The 16760-nt window shown below is 76.7% G+C and carries 13 protein-coding genes; 11 read left to right on the top strand and 2 right to left on the bottom strand.

Annotated features, from left to right (window positions below):
* The first annotated feature begins 58 nt into the window (after nucleotides 1–58).
* From ACGBYP_RS10850 to ACGBYP_RS10840, 3 genes are all read left to right on the top strand, one after another.
* Nucleotides 59–325 carry a metal-sensitive transcriptional regulator gene (locus ACGBYP_RS10850; RefSeq protein ID WP_411583898.1) on the top strand — a complete coding sequence of 89 codons (267 nt, stop codon included), beginning with the start codon at nucleotides 59–61 and terminating at the stop codon, nucleotides 323–325.
* Between the two features lie 70 nt (nucleotides 326–395).
* Entirely contained in the window at nucleotides 396–1769 is a 1374-nt protein-coding gene (locus tag ACGBYP_RS10845) for an MBL fold metallo-hydrolase (protein ID WP_411583896.1), read from the top strand.
* Nucleotides 1770–1933: 164 nt separating this feature from the next.
* Nucleotides 1934–2806: a sulfite exporter TauE/SafE family protein gene (locus tag ACGBYP_RS10840; protein WP_411583894.1), complete on the top strand. Its 873-nt coding sequence runs from the start codon at nucleotides 1934–1936 to the stop codon at nucleotides 2804–2806.
* A gap of 137 nt (nucleotides 2807–2943) precedes the next feature.
* Here ACGBYP_RS10840 and ACGBYP_RS10835 read toward each other — a convergent pair whose 3' ends face one another.
* Entirely contained in the window at nucleotides 2944–3759 is an 816-nt protein-coding gene (locus ACGBYP_RS10835) for a DivIVA domain-containing protein (RefSeq protein ID WP_411583893.1), read from the bottom strand.
* A 288-nt stretch (nucleotides 3760–4047) separates the two neighbouring features.
* Between ACGBYP_RS10835 and ACGBYP_RS10830 the strand changes: the two genes are divergently transcribed.
* The 6 genes from ACGBYP_RS10830 to ACGBYP_RS10805 all read left to right on the top strand — a co-directional run bounded on the left by ACGBYP_RS10830 (nucleotide 4048) and on the right by ACGBYP_RS10805 (nucleotide 13781).
* Complete coding sequence (locus ACGBYP_RS10830; protein ID WP_411583891.1) at nucleotides 4048–4377, top strand: hypothetical protein; 330 nt, start codon at nucleotides 4048–4050, stop codon at nucleotides 4375–4377.
* Nucleotides 4374–6749 carry a PEP/pyruvate-binding domain-containing protein gene (locus ACGBYP_RS10825; protein ID WP_411583889.1) on the top strand — a complete coding sequence of 792 codons (2376 nt, stop codon included), beginning with the start codon at nucleotides 4374–4376 and terminating at the stop codon, nucleotides 6747–6749. Before ACGBYP_RS10830 ends, ACGBYP_RS10825 begins: the two co-directional genes overlap by 4 nt.
* Nucleotides 6746–9592 (top strand): alkaline phosphatase D family protein, encoded by a 2847-nt coding sequence (locus tag ACGBYP_RS10820; RefSeq protein ID WP_411583887.1) that lies wholly within the window; start codon nucleotides 6746–6748, stop codon nucleotides 9590–9592. The genes ACGBYP_RS10825 and ACGBYP_RS10820 overlap by 4 nt, the downstream gene beginning before the upstream one ends.
* A gap of 141 nt (nucleotides 9593–9733) precedes the next feature.
* Entirely contained in the window at nucleotides 9734–12073 is a 2340-nt protein-coding gene (locus ACGBYP_RS10815) for a phosphatase PAP2 family protein (RefSeq protein ID WP_411583885.1), read from the top strand.
* Nucleotides 12070–13128, top strand: a complete 1059-nt coding sequence (locus tag ACGBYP_RS10810; RefSeq protein ID WP_411583883.1) for a lysylphosphatidylglycerol synthase transmembrane domain-containing protein — start codon at nucleotides 12070–12072, stop codon at nucleotides 13126–13128. Before ACGBYP_RS10815 ends, ACGBYP_RS10810 begins: the two co-directional genes overlap by 4 nt.
* The gene (locus ACGBYP_RS10805) at nucleotides 13125–13781 is read left to right on the top strand and encodes a phosphatase PAP2 family protein (RefSeq protein ID WP_411583881.1); all 657 of its coding nucleotides are present in this window, start codon (nucleotides 13125–13127) and stop codon (nucleotides 13779–13781) included. Before ACGBYP_RS10810 ends, ACGBYP_RS10805 begins: the two co-directional genes overlap by 4 nt.
* A 121-nt stretch (nucleotides 13782–13902) precedes the next feature.
* Here ACGBYP_RS10805 and ACGBYP_RS10800 read toward each other — a convergent pair whose 3' ends face one another.
* A complete protein-coding gene (locus tag ACGBYP_RS10800) occupies nucleotides 13903–14916 on the bottom strand; it encodes a universal stress protein (RefSeq protein WP_411583879.1) in 1014 nt (337 codons plus the stop codon).
* A 321-nt stretch (nucleotides 14917–15237) separates the two neighbouring features.
* Here ACGBYP_RS10800 and ACGBYP_RS10795 point away from each other — a divergent pair, with 321 nt between their 5' ends.
* Both ACGBYP_RS10795 and ACGBYP_RS10790 read left to right on the top strand, forming a co-directional pair.
* A complete protein-coding gene (locus ACGBYP_RS10795) occupies nucleotides 15238–15717 on the top strand; it encodes an Hsp20/alpha crystallin family protein (protein WP_411583878.1) in 480 nt (159 codons plus the stop codon).
* Nucleotides 15718–16118: 401 nt separating this feature from the next.
* Nucleotides 16119–16286: a hypothetical protein gene (locus ACGBYP_RS10790; RefSeq protein ID WP_411583877.1), complete on the top strand. Its 168-nt coding sequence runs from the start codon at nucleotides 16119–16121 to the stop codon at nucleotides 16284–16286.
* Nucleotides 16287–16760 lie beyond the last annotated feature (474 nt).

Below are 16760 nucleotides of genomic sequence, written 5' to 3'. Positions count from 1 at the left end.
TTCGACGGGCTGTCCCGGACACCTTGCGCATACCCCCGGGGGTACCTACCATCGAGTCGTGGACATCCCCCAGGGCGAGCTCGCCGACGTCGTCAAGCGCCTGCGGCGCATCGAGGGTCAGATCGGCGGGATCGTCCGGATGATCGAGGACGGCCGTGACTGCTCGGCCGTCGTGACCCAACTGGCTGCGGCGTCCAAGGCCCTGAGCAGAGCCGGTTTCGCCGTCGTCTCCACCGGGATGCGTCACTGCTCGACGACCGCGGACGGCGAGAAGCGCGACGTCGACCTGCGTGAACTGGAGCGCCTCTTCCTGTCCCTCGCCTGACACCGGCCGTCCGGCCCCCCGGACCCTCCATGACCGCCTCATACCCCTACCCCGTACCGTAGGAGAACCTGTGCAGATCGACGTGATCGAGACCCCGAGCCTCGGGGACCGCAGCTACCTGGTCACCGCTGGGGACACTGCGGTGGTCATCGACCCGCAGCGCGACTGGGACCGGGTCGAACGGCTCGCCGTCGACCGGGGTGCCCGGATCGCCCTGGTGCTGGAGACCCACCTGCACAACGACTACGTCACCGGTGGCCTGGAGCTGGCTCGCACCACGGGCGCTGGATACGTGGTCCCGGCCGGGGACACCGTCGCCTACGAGCGGGTCCCGGCTGCCGACGGCGACGTGTTGACCGCGGGGCCCCTGCGCCTGCGGGTGCTGCACACCCCCGGTCACACCCACCACCACGTGAGCTACGTGCTGGTCGATGCCGCGGGGGCCGTCCAGGCGGTGTTCACCGGAGGCTCGCTGCTCTACGGTGCGACCGGCCGGACCGACCTGCTCGGGGACACGCACACCAGTGCGCTCACCCACGCCCAGTACCACTCGGTCCGCCGGCTGGCCGCCGAGCTCCCGGCCGGCACCCCGGTCTTCCCCACCCACGGTTTCGGCAGCTTCTGCTCCGCCACCCCGACCAGCGGGACCTCTTCCACCATCGGTGAGCAGGCCCGGGTGAACCCTGCGCTGACCCAGGACGAGCAGACCTTCGTCGACGAGCTCATCGCCGGCCTCGGTGCGTACCCGGCCTACTACGCACACATGGGACCGACGAACGCTGCGGGCCCCGCTCCGGTGGACCTCTCCGCACCCCGGACCCTCGAGCCGGCCGAGCTGGCCCGACGGCTCGCCGCCGGGGAATGGGTGGTCGACCTGCGGAACCGCACGGCGTTCGCGGCCGGCCACCTGCCCGGCGCGCTGTCGTTCGAGCTGTCCACCAACTTCCTCACGTACCTGGGCTGGCTCTACGACTGGGGGGCGCCGTTGACCCTGCTCGGTGAGTCCGACGAGCAGATCGCGGGAGCCCGCCGGGAACTGGTGCGGATCGGCATCGACCGCCTCGCCGGCGCCGCCACCGGCACCCCGGAAGAACTGTCCGTAAGAGGGGCGCTCGACTCCTACCCGGTCAGTGACTTCCCGGGACTGGCGGCAGCCGTGGCCGCCGGACCGGTGACCGTGCTGGACGCACGCCGGGACGACGAGCGGGCGAGCGGCGCGGTGCGCGGCTCGCTGCACGTACCGGTCCACGAGCTGCGGAGCCGGCTCGCCGAAGTGCCCGACGGCGAGGTGTGGGTCTACTGCGGGTCCGGCTACCGGGCGTCCGTCGCAGCCTCCCTGCTCGCCCGCGCGGGTCGCCGGCCGGTGCTGGTCGATGGCGGTTACGCCGACCCCGAGACCGGTGCGGCCGCCGTCGGCCTGCACGCCGAGCCGGTCTCGGCCTGAGCCCGGCTGTCACCGGTGAGGACTCCCCCGCCTCCCGGTGGCAGCCGGCCCGATCATCCACGACCCGATGGAGGAGGACCCCGTGTGTCGAGCGACCACGTGCAGCACCTGCGGCAAGACCACCTGGGCCGGCTGCGGCCGGCACGTCGACCAGGTGATGGCCGGTGTGCCATCGGCCCAGCGGTGCCCGGGACACCCACGGCCCGCCGGGCGGCTCAGCCGGGTCCTCGGCCGCCGGTGACCTGCCGGCCGGCGGACCGGTGATCGCGGCCATCGGCCTGGGCCTGGTCATCGGGGCCCTCATCGGTCTGCTCGGCGGTGGCGGGTCGGTGCTGGCGGTCCCCGGCCTCGTCTACGCCGTCGGACAACCGCTGCGACAGGCGGTGGCCACCTCTCTGCTGGTCGTGGGCGTGACCGCTCTGGTGGCGCTGGCGCCCCGGCTGCGGGCCGGGCGAATCGCCTGGCGGATCGGGGCCCTGTTCGGTGCAGCGGGTGCCGCGACCGCCTTCGCCGGGGCCGCGGTCAACCGGCTGTTGCCCGACGCCGTCGTCCTGGCCCTGTTCGCGGCACTGATGGTCGCCGCCGGCGTGCGCATGCTGCAGGACCGGCCGGACACCGGGGCGGCCTGCTCCACCACCGGCGGCACCGTGGACTGGCGCCGGTGCCTGCCCCGGACGCTGGCCGGGGGCCTGGCCGTCGGCTTCCTCACCGGCCTGCTCGGGGTGGGCGGCGGCTTCCTGATCATCCCGGTGCTCGTGGTCGCCCTGGGCCTCCCGATGACCACGGCCATCGGGACGTCATTGCTGATCGTGGCGGTCAACTCCGCCGCGGGGTTCGCCGCGCACGCCGGTGAGGTCGACCTCGACCTGCCGGTCACCCTCACCTTCACCGCGGTGGCCGTCGCCGCAGCACTGCTGACCGCCCGCCTCGGCAGCCGGCTGGACACCGCACAGCTCCGCCGCTGGTTCGCCGGGCTCGTCCTCCTGGTCGCCGGCGGGATCACCGTCCAGCTGGTCGCCGGGCCACTGACCGGCTGAGCAGCCGGGCGAGCGTCCGGAGAACCGGCACATCCGCAGCAGGCGAGCACCAGCACGAGGACATCCCGGCAGGCCCCGATGACGGCCCGGCGCGCACCACCCGCGTGCCCGACCAGCGGTTCGTGGCCCGTCGTGGTTCAGGAGGCCGATCGCCGGTCCGCCCTGTCGAAGGCAGAGGACTCGGGCACCGGCGCCGCCGGGACGACGGCGAGCACGGCAGGGGCGGGCTCCAGCTCCCCCAGTGCCGTCTCCAGCTCGTCCGACAACCGGGTGACCACCTGCTCGGCCAGCGCCCGACAGGTCTCGGCCCGGCTGAACTCCGCCTGCGCTGCCTCCCGGACCTGCTGGGCGATCCGGTGGGCCTCGGTCACGGCTGTCGCCGCCTCCGCCTGCTGGGCCGCGACGACGTGCAGCAGCACGGCCACCTGGGTCCTGACCTGCTCCAGCTCCGCCTCTGCCGTCCGCCGGGCACACTGCGCCGACTCGCGCAGGCGGTCGCTGTCGGCCACGGCCTGGGCGCGGACGGCATGGGCCTCCTGCAGCACGGCGACGGCGGCCTCCTCGCCCTCCGCGCGCAGTCGCTCGCCCTCGGCGATCCCGGCCTCCACGAGGTCGGCCGCCTCGTCGGCGGCCAGCCGCAGGATCTCGGCCACCCGGTCGGAGACCCGGCCCATCTCCCAGCCGGCCGGGGACGTGGCCAGCCGCTGCTCGGCCTGCTGGAGCTGTGCCGTGCACCTGCCCAGCCGGTGGGTCAGCTCGTCCAGCTGCCGGCCGGCCAGCTCCAGCTCCGACTCCGCCCAGGACAGGTAGTTGTCCACCTGGAGCCGGTCGTAGCCGGTGAGCCGGCGGCGGAAGCAGGGCGCCGTGGAGAGCAACTGGCCGAGATCCCCGGAGGGGTTGGGGCGACGCCGGCCCCGGTACCGCACGACGGGCAACTGCACGGACCTGGTCATGGCTCCTCCTGCCTGAGGAGCGGGCCCGCGAGCCGACTCCTCGGTCACCGTGGTCGGGGAGGCCACCATGGCGCACCCCGATGCCGCCTCACCGAGGGCCAAGGACCCTGTCTCCGTCACCACTCACCCGACGAGGACCTTCGTCCCCCGTCCCCGGGTCGGCCTCCTCCGCCGCCTCCGCGAGCCGCGCCGAAGGTCCCGCCGTGGCGGGCCGATCGGCCGGGGGCCGGAGCGCCCGGGCGTCCTAGCGTCGGGAGCGTCCGTCCCCAGCCGACCGAGGGGGTCCGCATGACGCGTACCGGGGTGCTGGTGCTGGTGGCGCTGATGGTCTCCGTCATCGGTGTCCTCGACGCCACCCGGGCCGGTGACACCGACCTGGTGGTGCTGCTGGCCGCGGTCGGGGGGCTGCTGCTCGGCGCGCTGGCCACCGAGACCCGGCACCGGTCGGCCGTGGTGCTGCGGCCCGATCTGGCCCGGTGGCTGCACGTCCGCGCTGCGGCCACCGGAGAGCCCGTCGACCGGCTCGCCGACCGCTGCGTGGCCGCCTGTCGGGCAGGGCTCGTCGACGACACCGCCCCGGCGGACGGCGACACCGCCCGGGCGGACAGCCGGCCATGAGCCCGGCCGTCCTCCACGCCGAGGTCGTGCGGTTGCGCCCGGGGGCCCCGTGCCCGCGCGAGGAGCTCGGCGGCAAGGCCGCCTCGCTGGACCGGCTGGTCCAGGCCGGTTTCCCGGTGCCCGACACCGCGGTCGTCACCGCGTCGGCCTACCGGGCGGTGGCTGCGCAGCCGGAGCTCGCCGACCTGCTGGCCCGGTTGCGGGCCGGCGAGGTCGTCCCCGCCGAGGAGGTGGACACCCGGTTCCAGCACGTCCCCGTGCCCGCGAGCCTGGCCGAGCGCCTGGTGGCGGCCGCCCGGGAGGCGGGCGGGGGCGGCCGGGTGGCCGTGCGCTCGTCAGCGACGGTCGAGGACATGGCCGGGGCGTCGTTCGCCGGCCAGTACCACTCCAGCCTGGACGTCGAGCCGGACCGGGTGCTCGACGCGGTGCGCCGCACCTGGGCCTCCCTGTGGCACCCGGCCCCGTGCGCCTACCGCCGCGCGTGGGGCATCAGCAGCGACGACGTGGCGATGCCGACGGTGCTGATGCGGATGGTGCCCGCGCGGTCCGCCGGCGTCGCCTTCACCGTCGACCCGGGCGGGTCGGCCGAGTCGGTCCGGGTGGAGGCGGTGCCCGAACTGGGCGAGGCGCTGGTGTCCGGCGAGCGCACGCCCGAGGTGTGGCTGGTGCCGCGGTCGGGCCCCGCCGCCGCGGACACCCCCGGCCCGGTGCGGGAGGCCGCCGCGCTGGCCCTGCGGGTCGAGCAGGCGGTCGGCGGCACCCCGCAGGACGTCGAGTGGGCGTGGGACGGCGCGACGACGTGGCTGGTGCAGGCACGCCCCATCACGACCGGGCCGGCCCGGACCGACGACGGCAGCGACACCCCTCCCGACGGTGCGGAGCTGACCACCGCCGGGATCGGCGAGACGCTGCCCGGACTGCTGCCCCCGCTGGTGTGGGACGTGTCCTCCTTCCTCGTCGAGGAGGCCCTGCGGACCGTGCTCGGGAGGTTGTGGCACCTGCCCGCGGACCGCTCGGGGCCGCACGAGTTCGTCCGGCGCGTGCAGGGCCGGGCGGCGCTCGACCTCGACCTGCTCAAGGCCGCCGCCCGGGCGGTCCCCGGTGGGTCGGAGGCCGAGCTGGAGCGCCAGTACTTCGGCGCGGCACTGCCCGGGGCCCACGAGGGCACACCCGCGCGGTGGTGGCGCACCGGCCGGGTCGTGCTGCGCGCCGCCGCGGCGCGGCGCGCCGCGCCGCCGGAGGCCGCCGTCGTCGTGCCGGCCGTCGATGAGGTGCTGGCGGCGCGGCCGGACCTCCCGACGGTGGACGACGGTGCGCTGCTCGCCTACCGGCAGCGGCTGCTGGACCTGGGGACGCGGGCCATGACCGCGGAGTTCGCCGTCGCCTCCGCGGCCGTGGCCGCCTACCAGGAGCTGGAGCGCACGCTGGCCGGTCACCTTGGGGAGGAGGCGGCCGCCGCAGCGGCCCAGCGGGTGACGACCGGGGCGGGCCGGTCCCGGAGCCGGTCGGCCGCGGCCAGCGCGGCGGTCTTCGCCGGACCCACCTGGGCCGAGCGCGGCGTTGCCGCGCTGCCGGTCCGGCCACCGCGCCGGGCGGAACGGGACCGGGCGCGCCGCGAGCTGGAGGAGGAGCTGCGGTCGCGGCCCGCGTGGCGGCGCGTGCGCATCCTGACCGGTCAGGTGGTCGACATCCGGATGCACGTGCTGCGCCGGCTGATCACCGACGCCACCGACGGCCTGGCGCGCCGGGAACAGGTCAAGGCCGCCGTGCTCGCGCTGGGCGGGGAGGTCCGCCGGGTGCACCTGGAGCTGGGTGCCCGGCTGGTCCGGGGAGGGGATCTGGACGCGGCTGCGGACGTCGACCTGCTGCGCGCCGCCGAGCTGCCGGCGGCCCTGCGCGGTGCTCCTCCCCCGCCGGCCGTGCTGGCCCGACGGCAGCGCTGGCTGCAGCAGCGCGCCGGGGACGCGCCGCTGCCGGTCCGGTTCACCGGCAGCCCGGCGACCGGCCCGGCGGAGCCGCCGACCGGGGACACGCTGTCCGGCTGGGCGGCCAGCCCCGGCCGGCACACCGGCCGCGCCCGGGTGGTCCGCGAACCCCGGCCGGAGCTGCTCGGCCCCGGCGAGGTCCTGGTGGCCGCCGCGACCGACGCCGGCTGGTCGCCGCTGTTCCTGCGCGCGGGCGCCATCGTCGTCGAGCGCGGCGGTCCGCTGTCGCACGCGGCGATCGTCGCGCGCGAGCTCGGGCTCCCGGGCGTGCTGAACCTGGCCGGGGCGACCGCGGTGCTCGACGGGCGCTGGGTGACCGTGGACGGCGACGCCGGGGTGGTCACGGTGCACGCCGACGCCCCCGAGCAGACGGGGGAGCCGACGTGAACCGCCGCCGGGTCAAGGAGGACTGGTGGGCCGACGCCGACGTCGACCGGGCCCAGATCTTCGTCCCGGCGATCATGGGCGCCGGTGTACTGGTCTCGGCGTTCACGCTGCTGCGGGACGCCCTCCACGGGCGTCAGCGGCGCGGGCGGGACCGCCGCTCGACGCTGGAGGCCCGCGCCGCGGCGTCCTTCGTCGCCACCGGCGCGGCACCGGACGCGGCCCTGCTGGCCGGGCTGCGCCCCCGGGTGCACTACGTGCTGCTGGCGCTGAGCACCGGGGCCCTGGCGGTCTACGGTGCCCGGGGCGCGACCAAGAACTACGCCCAGCCGACCGGCCTGTTCGGTGGCGAGGTCGGCTGGCTGTACGCGACGCTGCTGCTCGCTGCCCTGGCCGTGGCCGCGGTCGCGGTCGTCTCCGCCGTCCTCGCCGTCCGCTGGCCGGCGCCGCCGCGGGCCGTGCGCCCTCTGCTCGCCCGCACGCCGCTGGGTCAGCTGCCGCCCGCGGCGGGCGGGGAGCGGCGGCGGCTGGCGGTGTTGCTGCTCGGCTGGGCGGCGGTGCTCACCGGTGCGGCGGCCGCCCAGTTCGTCTTCACCACCGCGGGGGCACCCCAGCTCCTCGGCGAGTTCGACGACGAGGTCACCGGCGCCAGCGGCACCGCGCTGCGCTGGGAGCTGCTCGGCCAGGTGCCGGTGGCGGTCACGGTGGCGGCCGTGCTGGCCCTGCTGGCCCAGCGTTGCCCACCGCTGGCGCTGGGCCAGCTCGCCGTGGTGGGCAGCTCGCTGGTCCTGACCAGGTGGTTCACCGATGCGGTGGAGCGAGCGCACCCGCCGGACGGACCCCTGGCCGGCCTCACCGACTCGCTGCCCAGCGGACCGGTGCTGCAGGCGACGCTGATGGCCGGGTTCGTGCCGCTGACGGTGTTCACACGGACCCGGCGGCGTCGCCCGGCCCTGGCCGCGCTGGCGGTCACCGGCACCGCCCTGCTCGTCGTGGCGGTGGGCACCGTGCGGGCGCGGGTCTCCTGGCCCTCCGACGTCGTGGCCGGCGCGCTCGTCGGGCTCGCGCTGGTGCTGGCCACCTGGTGGGCTTTGGAACGCCGCGGGCTGCACGTGCGCTGCGCCGGGTGCCCGTGGGCGCCGGCTGACCGCGCGGACTCCCCCGGCCTGCTGCGGCTCGACCCGGCGGTGCTGGCGGGGTTGCAGCGGACCAGCCGGATCGGGCTGGCCGCCGTGCTGGTCGTGCTCGCCGGTCTGGCCCTGGTCGAGGGGCTGCCGGTGAGCCCCGAGGGCGAGGCCATGGGGCCGACCACCTCGCGCACCGTGCAGCTGGCGCTGCTGGGCCTGGCCGCGGTCGCCTGGCTGGTGGCGCTGCGCTGGGAGGCGACCGGCGCGGCCCTGGTGGCCGTGGCGGGGCTGGCCCTGGCCGTCTTCGCCGCCGTGGCGTACCAGCCGTGGGTCAGTCTGCTCGTGGCTGCCGGGTTCCTGGTCCCCGCCGTCGGGCTGTGGCTGCACTGGCAGCGCCGGAGGACGCTGCGCTCGGTCACCGTGCTCGCCGTCGTCACCGCCCTGCTGCTGGCCGGCACCTACACCGCGGGCGCTGCGGTGCACGACCGGCTCTACGGCCCCGCCTCCCCGCTGTCGGGACAGGTGGCGTTGCCGGTGGACCGGGTGAGCTGGGTGTGGACCGGCGGCGTCACCGACCGCTCGGCCCGGGCGGTCGCCCAGGTCGAGCCGGGCAGCGAGGTCCGGTGGCTGGTCACCGGCCCGGACGGCGACCAGCACCGCTCGGCGACGGTGACGACGGCGGACGACGGGGTGGCCCGGCTGGCCGTCGACGGGCTGGCACCGGCGACCCGCTACACCTTCGCCGTCGAGGTCGACGGCACCGCCGACCGGGGGCGCGGCACGGGGAGCTTCTCGACCGTGCCCGACGGCCCGGCCTCGTTCACCCTGGCGGTCGGCGGCTGCGCCGGCACCGGCTCGAGCAGCGCGGTGTTCGACGCGATCCGCGCCGTCGACCCGCTGCTCTACCTGCAGACCGGTGACCTGCACTACGGCAACGTCACCCGGGCCGACGTGGGCGTGTTCGGCGACCGGTACGCCGACGCGCTCACCGCCCCGGCCCAGGCGGCGCTGTACCGGCAGGTCCCGGTCGCCTACACGTGGGGCGACCACGACTACGGCGGCAACGACTCCGACGCCACGTCGCCGGTGCGCGCCACCGCCCGCGCCGCCTACCGCACGTACGTGCCCTCCCACCCCCTGGTCGACGGCGAGGGCGGGGCGATCCACCAGTCCTTCGACGTGGGCCGGGTGCGGGTGCTGCTCACCGACACCCGGTCCGAGCGCACCGCGGACTCGATGCTGGGTGCCCGGCAGCTGGCCTGGCTCGAGCAGGAGCTGGTGCGCGCCTCCCGTGAGGCGGCGCTGGTGGTCTGGGTCAACCCCGATCCCTGGGTGGCGCCGGACGAGCCGGGCCGCGACGACTGGGGCGGCTTCGCCGCCGAGCGCCGGCAGATCGCCGACGTGATCGCGGCCCACGGCATCGACGACCTGGTGATGGTCAGCGGTGACGCGCACATGGTCGCCGTCGACGACGGCACCCACACCGGCTACGGCACCGGGGGCGGCGGGGGCTTCCCGCTGCTGCACGCCGGCGCGCTCGACCGGCCGGGTTCGGTGAAGGGCGGGCCGTACAGCGAGGGCACCTTCCCCGGCGCCGGGCAGTTCGGCACGGTGCAGGTCACCGACGACGGCGGCGCCACGGTCGGGGTCGAGCTCACCGGCCGCACCTGGGACGGCGACGTCCTCGTGTCCTGGTCGACCACGGTCGCCGTCGACTGAGGTCCGGGGACCACCGTGCCCGGACCGGGGACGGAAGACCCTGCCGACCGGGACCGGGGGCGCAGTGCACTGAGTGGCATGGACGTCCACGTGCTGCCCCGTCGGCAACCGCCTGCCCCGGACGTCCGGACCGCCCCGGCGGTGACGGACCGGCCGCACCGGCACGGCGGGGACCTGGTGCGGGTCGGGCTCGGCCTCGCGGTGCTGGGCACCGGTTTCCTGATCGCCCGGCGCGGCGAGATCTCGCTGCTCGAGCGGGACCTGTTCCGCCTCGTCAACGACCTGCCCACGCTGCTGCTGCCGGTCGTCTGGCTGGTCATGCAGCTGGGCAACGTGGTCGCCGTGCCCACCCTGGCGGCGGTGGCCGCGCTGACCGGCCGGTTCCGGCTGGCCCGCGACCTGGCGGTCTCCGGCGGCCTGGCCTACCTGGTCGCGGACCTGGTGAAGGGGGTGGTGCAGCGCGAGCGGCCGATCGGGCTGCCGGTGGGCGAGGTGCTCAACGAGCAGGTGACCGGGCTGGGCTTCATCTCCGGGCACTCCGCCGTCGCGGCGGCGCTGGCCACCGCCGCCGCGCCCTACCTGGCCCGCCGCCCCCGCCGGGTCGTCTGGGCGCTGGCCTGGACGGTGGGGTTGGCCCGCATCCACGTGGGCGCGCACCTCCCGCTGGACGTCGTCGGTGGCATCGCGGCCGGCTGGGCCATCGGGTCGCTGGTGCACTGGGCGTTCGGCGTGCCGCGCTGGGACCCGCCGGTGGCCCGGGTCGCCGCCCTGCTGAGCCGCTTCGGGCTGCCGGTGGACGACCTCCGGCCGGCTCGGGTGACCGCGCTGAGCTCCCACCCGTTCACCGGGCGCACCGAGGGACGCGCGGTCTTCGTGAAGGTCCTGGACCCCGACCGCTACGAGCGGGACTGGCTCTACCGGGTGTTCCGCTGGGTGGCCGTCCGGGACGTCAAGGACGCCGACGCGCTGGCGCCCCTGGGACAGCAGGCCGAGCACGAGGCGGTCGCCGCGCTGACCGCCCGGCAGCGCGGTGTCCGGGTGCCGGCGGTGCTGCTGGCCCGCGGTGACGACCGCGGGGCGGTGGTCGTGCAGGAGCGGCTCCGCGGCCGGCCGCTGGACGAGCTGGCACCCGCCGAGCTGACCCCCGGACTGCTGGGCCGGGTCTGGCAGCAGGTGGCGTTGCTGCGCCGGGCGCGGATCGCCCACCACGACCTCGTGGCCGCCAGCGTGCTGGTCGACGCCGACGGGCAGCCGTGGCTGCTGGACTTCGGCAACGCCGAGATCGGTGCCGGCGCCGACGCGCTGGCCGGCGACGTCGCCGAGTTGCTCGCCTCGCTGGCCGGCACCACGGACGTCGCGGTGCTGGTCTCCGCCGCCGTGTCCGCGCTGGGCGCCGAGGCGGTGGCCGAGGCGCTGCCCGGCCTGACCCCGCTGGCCCGCTCGGCCGCCACCCGGAGCCGGCTGCACGAGCAGGGCAGCGGGCTGTCCGAGCTGCGGGCCGCGGTGCGCGCCGAGCTCGGCCTGCCGCACCCCGACCGGCCCGGCGCGCTGCCGGCCGGCACCCCGGCACGGCTGGCGGTCACCGGCTCGGCCGTCGTCGTCTTCGTCGGGCTCACCGTCATCGCCGGCGCCACCGGTGTGCTCGAGTCGGTCGAGCGGGGCGGCTGGCGGTGGTTGGGCGGCGCCCTGGCGTTCGCGGTGCTCGGCCGGGCCGCGATGGCGGCCGCGGTGCTGGTCAGCGTGGAACGGCGGATCGCGCTGGGTCGGGCCTTCGGCGCGACCATGTCCACCGACTGCGCCAGCGTGCTGCGCGGCCGGCCCGGCGGGCGCCAGGTCGCCGCACGCTTCCTGGAGGACGCCGGGGTGCTGCCCGCGACGGCGGAGCGGGCGACCGTGCGGGCCGCCCGGGGCGCCGTCCTCGGTTCGGTGCTGGTCGCCGGCACGGCCCTGGTGCTCGGGCTGGTCGAGGGCCGGCTGTCGGACTGGCAGGCGCCCGAGTCCTCGGTGCCCGTCGTGCTGGTCGGCGCCGGGGCGCTGCTGCTCGTGGTCCTCGGCCAGCTGCTGACCCGGCGCGGCGTCCGGGCGGCGCCCGGACCCCGGGCGCTGGGCCGGGCCGCGCCGCACCCGCCGGGGACCACGGCCGAGGCGGTCCGCTGGCTCGCCCTGACCGGGTGGTCGGCGGCCGGCATCGCGCTGGAGGGCGCTGCGCTGGCCGCCGCGCTGCATGCCGTCGGCGCCCACGTCCCGCTGCTGGCCAGCACCACCGTCTACGCGGTGCTGCGCCTGCTCTGGGTCCTCGTGCCCGCGCTGTCCCTGCCCGGTGCCGGCGAGGTGCTCCTGCTGCTCGCGCTGCCCGCGCTCGGCGCGCCGCTGGCCGATGCGTGCGCCGCGGTGCTGCTGTACCGGTCGCTCGCCTTCTGGCTGCCGGTCGGCGGTGGTGCGCTGCTCATCCGGTCCGCGCGCCGGCGCGCCGTCCGGTGAGCGGTCTGCGGCAGGCGCTCACCGGCCCGGGCGCCCGGGCGACGCTGAGCCTGCTGGTGGTCGCCGTCGTCTTCGCCGGTGTGCTCCCCCGGATCGGGGACTACTCGGCGGCCTGGGACCTGGTGCGTGACCTGACCTGGGCCGAGACGACGGTCCTGGCGTCGGTGGCGCTGGTGAACCTCGTCTCCTACGCGCCGCTGTGGGCGGTGGCGCTGCCCGGACTGGGCTGGCGGCGGGCGGTGCTCACCGACCAGGCGTCGACCGCGGTCAGCAACACGGTGCCCGCGGGCTTCGCCTTCGGGGTGGGCACGACGGCGGCGATGTACCACTCCTTCGGGCACTCCCCTGCGGCGATCACCCGGGCGGTGGTGGTGACCGGCATCTGGAACAACTTCGTCAAGCTGGGGATGCCGGTCGTGGCCCTGCTGGCGCTGGCGGTCACCGGGGACGCGACCCGGGCGCTGGTGGTCGCCGCGGTGCTGGGCGCCGCCGTGCTGGTGCTGGCCGTCGGTGCGCTCATCGCCGTCCTGGCCCACCGGGGAGCGGCCCGCTGGCTCGCCGGCACCGGCGAGCGGATCGCCGGGCGGACGGCGCGCCTGCTGCACCGCCCGGGCCCCAGCGGGTGGGTGGAGCGGGTCGACGGGTTCCGGGCCGACTCCCGCACCCTGCTGCAGCGGCGGTGGCCGGCGCTGACCCTGGCCGCGATCGGCAGCCACGCGGCGCTGTTCCTGGTGCTGCTGACGACGCTGCGCTGCGTCGGCGGCGCCGGTGCCGACGTCTCCGGGGCGCGGGTGCTGGCGGTGTTCGCGCTGACCCGGCTGGTCACCCTGGTGCCGGTGACGCCGGGCGCGCTGGGGGTGGCCGAGCTGAGCTACGTCGCCGGCCTCACCGCGGTCGGCGTGGGAGCCGCCACGGCGACCGGCGCGGTGCTGCTGTTCCGGTTCCTCACCTGGTTCGTGCCGATCCCCGCCGGGGTGGTCGCCTGGGCGCTGTGGCGCCGCGGCGTGGGCCGCCGGCCGGCACCCACGGCGGAGCGGGCGCTGGTGCCCCGGTGAGCGTGCGGGTCCAGCGCCGGCACCGCGACGCCGTCACCGCCGCGGCAGGGCTGGCCGGCACCGCGGTGTGCTGCTGGGTGGCCGCCTCCGGCCGGGTCGGTGGCGCCGAGCAGGCGGTGTTCCGGTTCGTCAACGGCTGGCCGGAGGCCTGGCGGGCCCCGCTCTACGGGTTCCAGCTGCTCGGGGTGCTGGGGATGCCGTTGCTGGTGGCGGTCCCGGCCGCGGTGCTGCGCCGCTGGCGGCTGGTGCTGGCGCTGGCCGCCCTGGTGCCGGTGAAGCTGGTGGTCGAGCACGACCTCCTCAAGGCGCTGGTCCAGCGGGAGCGCCCGGGCACCACCATCCCCGGCGCCGTGCTGCGGGACGTGCCGTCGGCGGGGCTGTCGTTCCCCTCCGGGCACGCGGTCATCGCCTTCGGCGTCGTCGTCCTGGTCGCGCCGTACCTGCACCGGCGCTGGGTCGTCGTCGTCCTGGCGCTGGCCGTGCTCAACGGCGTCGCCCGGGTCCACCTGGGCGCGCACGCGCCGCTGGACGTCGTCGGTGGCGCCGCGGCCGGGATGGCGATCGGCGCCCTGCTGCAGCTCCTCGTCGGTGTGCCGGTCCGGGCCGGGGCACCCACCGGTACGGGGCGTCCCCGGCCGGTGCCACGGCACTGACGGTGGAGGTGCCGCCCTGCCGCGACGCGCTCGGGGTCGGCGCACCGCACCGCAGCGCGGGACGGTGACCAGGCCGCCCGGCCACGGGCGCCGCAGGCGCCACCGGGCTCGTCACGGCCGCTCAGGCACCCGCCGTCGCCGTCCGCGCCGCTGGGGCCTCCGTCCGGGTGGTCGTCGGGTGCACGACCATCACCGGCCCCGTGCCGTGCATGACGCACGCCAGGGCCACCGAGCCCACCATCAGCCCGCGCAGCCCCCCGTGGCCCCGGCTCCCCACCACCAGCAGTGCGGCGTCGGTGTCCCACTGGACCAGGACGTCGGCAGGCGGGCCCTCGGCGACCACCGCACGCGCCGGTGGAGCCTGCCCGTCGTGCTGCGCCCGGAACTCGGCGACGGTCTGCTCGACCATCTCCTCGGCGCCGGCCTGCACCTGCCGGCGGACCTCGTCGGCGGTGGGCACGGCGACCGCCCGGAGGTCGATCCAGTGGTCGACCATCTCGAAGGTGGACACCGCGGCGACGCCGGTGCCCAGCCGGGCCGCCTCCGCCAACCCGGCGAGCAGCGCCGCGCGGGACGCCGCGGACCCGTCGATGCCGACGACCACCGTCCGCCCCTGCCGGGGGCCGGCGGGAGCGGGGTGCACCACGACCACCGGGCAGCGCGCGTGGGTGACGCAGTGCAGGGCCACCGAGCCCAGCAGGGCGCTGCGCACCGCGCCCCGCCCCCGGCTGCCCACCACCAGCAGCTCGGCGCCGGCCGACGCGTCGACCAGCCGCTGGGCCGGTGGGCCGACGGACACCGCGACGAGCGTGCGCACGTCGGCGGCGCCAGGGACCGCGCCGACCGCCGGGTCGCGCCGGACGTCGTCCAGCAGCTCCGCGACGCGGGTCTCCAGCTCCTCCCGGATGGTCGGCACCGTCGGCATCCCGACGGGGTGGCCGCCGGTCCACGCCGCCTCCAGCGAGGAGGTCGCGGCGACCTGGAGAGCGGCGCCACGGCGGGCCGCGGCGGTCAGGGCGTACACCAGCGCGGCCCGGGAGCCGGGCGAGCCGTCGACGCCGACCACGACGACGGGCGACCGGCCCGCTCCGTCGGTGCCGCTCCGGACGTCCGTGCGATCGGTGTCCACTGCCATGGCGGTGCCTCCCTCGCGGCCCGGTCCGGACGCCGGGGACCCGAGGCCACGATGACGGCGGGAGCGCGTGCCCAGGAGGGACGGAGGTCCCTGGTCGGGTCCTCGCAGGTCCCGGGGAACCGCGCCGTCGCGCCCGGCAGCGCAGCGCCCCGGTGGTCGACGGCGAGCGCCCCGCCGGGATGAGCAGCCGGCGTCGCCGGTGCGGTGCTGTCCCGCGGGGCTGCGGCCCGAAGGGCGCTGCGACCGACGACGAAGGGCCCTGCCCGCCGGCCGGGCATCGGGACGACGGTGGAGGTCCGTTCCCGACGACCAGGAGGACCGATGAGCACGCTGCAGCACCGCATGGAGAGCCACGGCACCGCGACGTCCCCGTTCGCCCGGCTGGACCGCATGTTCGACGAGTGGATGCGGACGATGCCGGTGCGCCGCGCGTTCGGCGCGACGTGGGAGCCGCAGGGCGAGGACGTGATCAGCGTCGACGAGTACCGCGACGGCGACACCCAGGTCATCCGCGCCGAGCTGCCGGGCATCGACCCGGACCGCGACGTCCAGCTGACCGTGCAGGACGGCGCGCTCCACATCCACGCCGAACGCAAGGTGGAGACCGACACCGAGGACAAGGGCTACATCCGGCACGAGCTCCGCTACGGCAGCTTCTCCCGGGTCCTCCCGCTGGCAGACGGCGCCGCGGAGGCCGACATCCGGGCGAGCTACAAGGACGGCATCCTCGAGATCCGGGTGCCCGTGCCGCAGCCGCCGGCGCCGCAGGAGCCGACCACCATCCCGATCACCAAGGACTGAGCACCGGCTGCGGCCCGGCCGAGCAGCCGGGCCGCAGCACCCCTGCCGCTGGAGTCCCCCGTGACCAGCTCACCTGCCCCGCGCCCGCGGATCGCCGTCGGCGCCGGCGGGGTGCTGCTCATCGCGGTGGACGGGAGCGGGCCGCCGGCCTGGCCCCGCTGCGCGTGCGGGACGCCGCAGCGGGGACACAGGGCGCTCGGTGCCGGGCGCGGCCCGGCACGTACGGGCAGAGCCGGGACGGGCTGGGCACCCGGCCGGCGCGGACGGGTGCGTCGGCCCGCCGATGGTCGACGAGCCGGCACTGCGCCGGCCCTCCCCGGTGTCCCGACGGGCCGGCGGACACCGTGCTGCGGGACGATCGTCCCTGCCGCTGCTCCGCTGGGCCCGGACACCATCAGGACATGGACGCTCCCGCAGCCCCGGTGTTCCCGCTGGACCTCCGAGACCCGCGGGTCCAGGCGCTGCTCCGCCACAGGACACGACGGACGATGCAGCGTCGGGTGGTGTCCGCCCGCGCCGCCGGGGCCGCGTCCCGGGTCGTCGTCGCCCCAGCGGCCGTCGTCCGCTGAGGTCGGCGATCCGCCCCGTCCCGTCGCTCGGAGCACGGCCGGACGCGTCTCGTCAGCCCTGTGGCGAGCTGCCCCGTCGTCGTCCGGCGTCAACCGGGGTGTCGACGGCCGGTCGGGGGCAGGGCCCCGTGCACCGTCCCGCGGAACGACAGGGGCCGTTCCCGGTCTCCCGGGAACGGCCCCTGGCCTGCAACTCCTCGGTCGGGCTGACAGGATTTGAACCTGCGACCCCTTGACCCCCAGTCACATTCGATAGGTTCGCCGCGGTTCGCCAATGTGCTATCGCCCCTGGTCAGCGGCTTGTGGTGTATCTAGCCGTTCGTCCCAGTTCACTCCTGTCCGGAGCGCGTTGCTGTACCGGTTGCTGTACTTCTGCCCCGCGTCCGCGCGTGTTGCGGCCCTCTGACGATGCCCGCCGGGATGCGTCGACGACTTGATCGCGCGAATTCGAATCGGGGATGACATGGACATGCC

It is taken from the genome of Modestobacter sp. SSW1-42 (genome assembly GCF_046635825.1).
In the GTDB taxonomy this organism is placed as follows: Bacteria; Actinomycetota; Actinomycetes; order Mycobacteriales; family Geodermatophilaceae; genus Modestobacter.
The sequence above is the reverse complement of the archived record's forward strand: the minus strand, read 5'-3'. Positions and strand labels throughout refer to the sequence as shown.

Bases quoted from the DNA above. Each gene is read 5' to 3' on its own strand.
- ACGBYP_RS10830 (WP_411583891.1), top strand. From the start codon at position 4,048: ATGACGCGTACCGGGGTGCTGGTGCTGGTGGCGCTGATGGTCTCCGTC.
- ACGBYP_RS10795 (WP_411583878.1), top strand. From the start codon at position 15,238: ATGAGCACGCTGCAGCACCGCATGGAGAGCCACGGCACCGCGACGTCC.
- ACGBYP_RS10835 (WP_411583893.1), bottom strand. From the start codon at position 3,759: ATGACCAGGTCCGTGCAGTTGCCCGTCGTGCGGTACCGGGGCCGGCGT.
- ACGBYP_RS10800 (WP_411583879.1), bottom strand. From the start codon at position 14,916: ATGGCAGTGGACACCGATCGCACGGACGTCCGGAGCGGCACCGACGGA.
- ACGBYP_RS10825 (WP_411583889.1), top strand. From the start codon at position 4,374: ATGAGCCCGGCCGTCCTCCACGCCGAGGTCGTGCGGTTGCGCCCGGGG.
- ACGBYP_RS10790 (WP_411583877.1), top strand. From the start codon at position 16,119: ATGGACGCTCCCGCAGCCCCGGTGTTCCCGCTGGACCTCCGAGACCCG.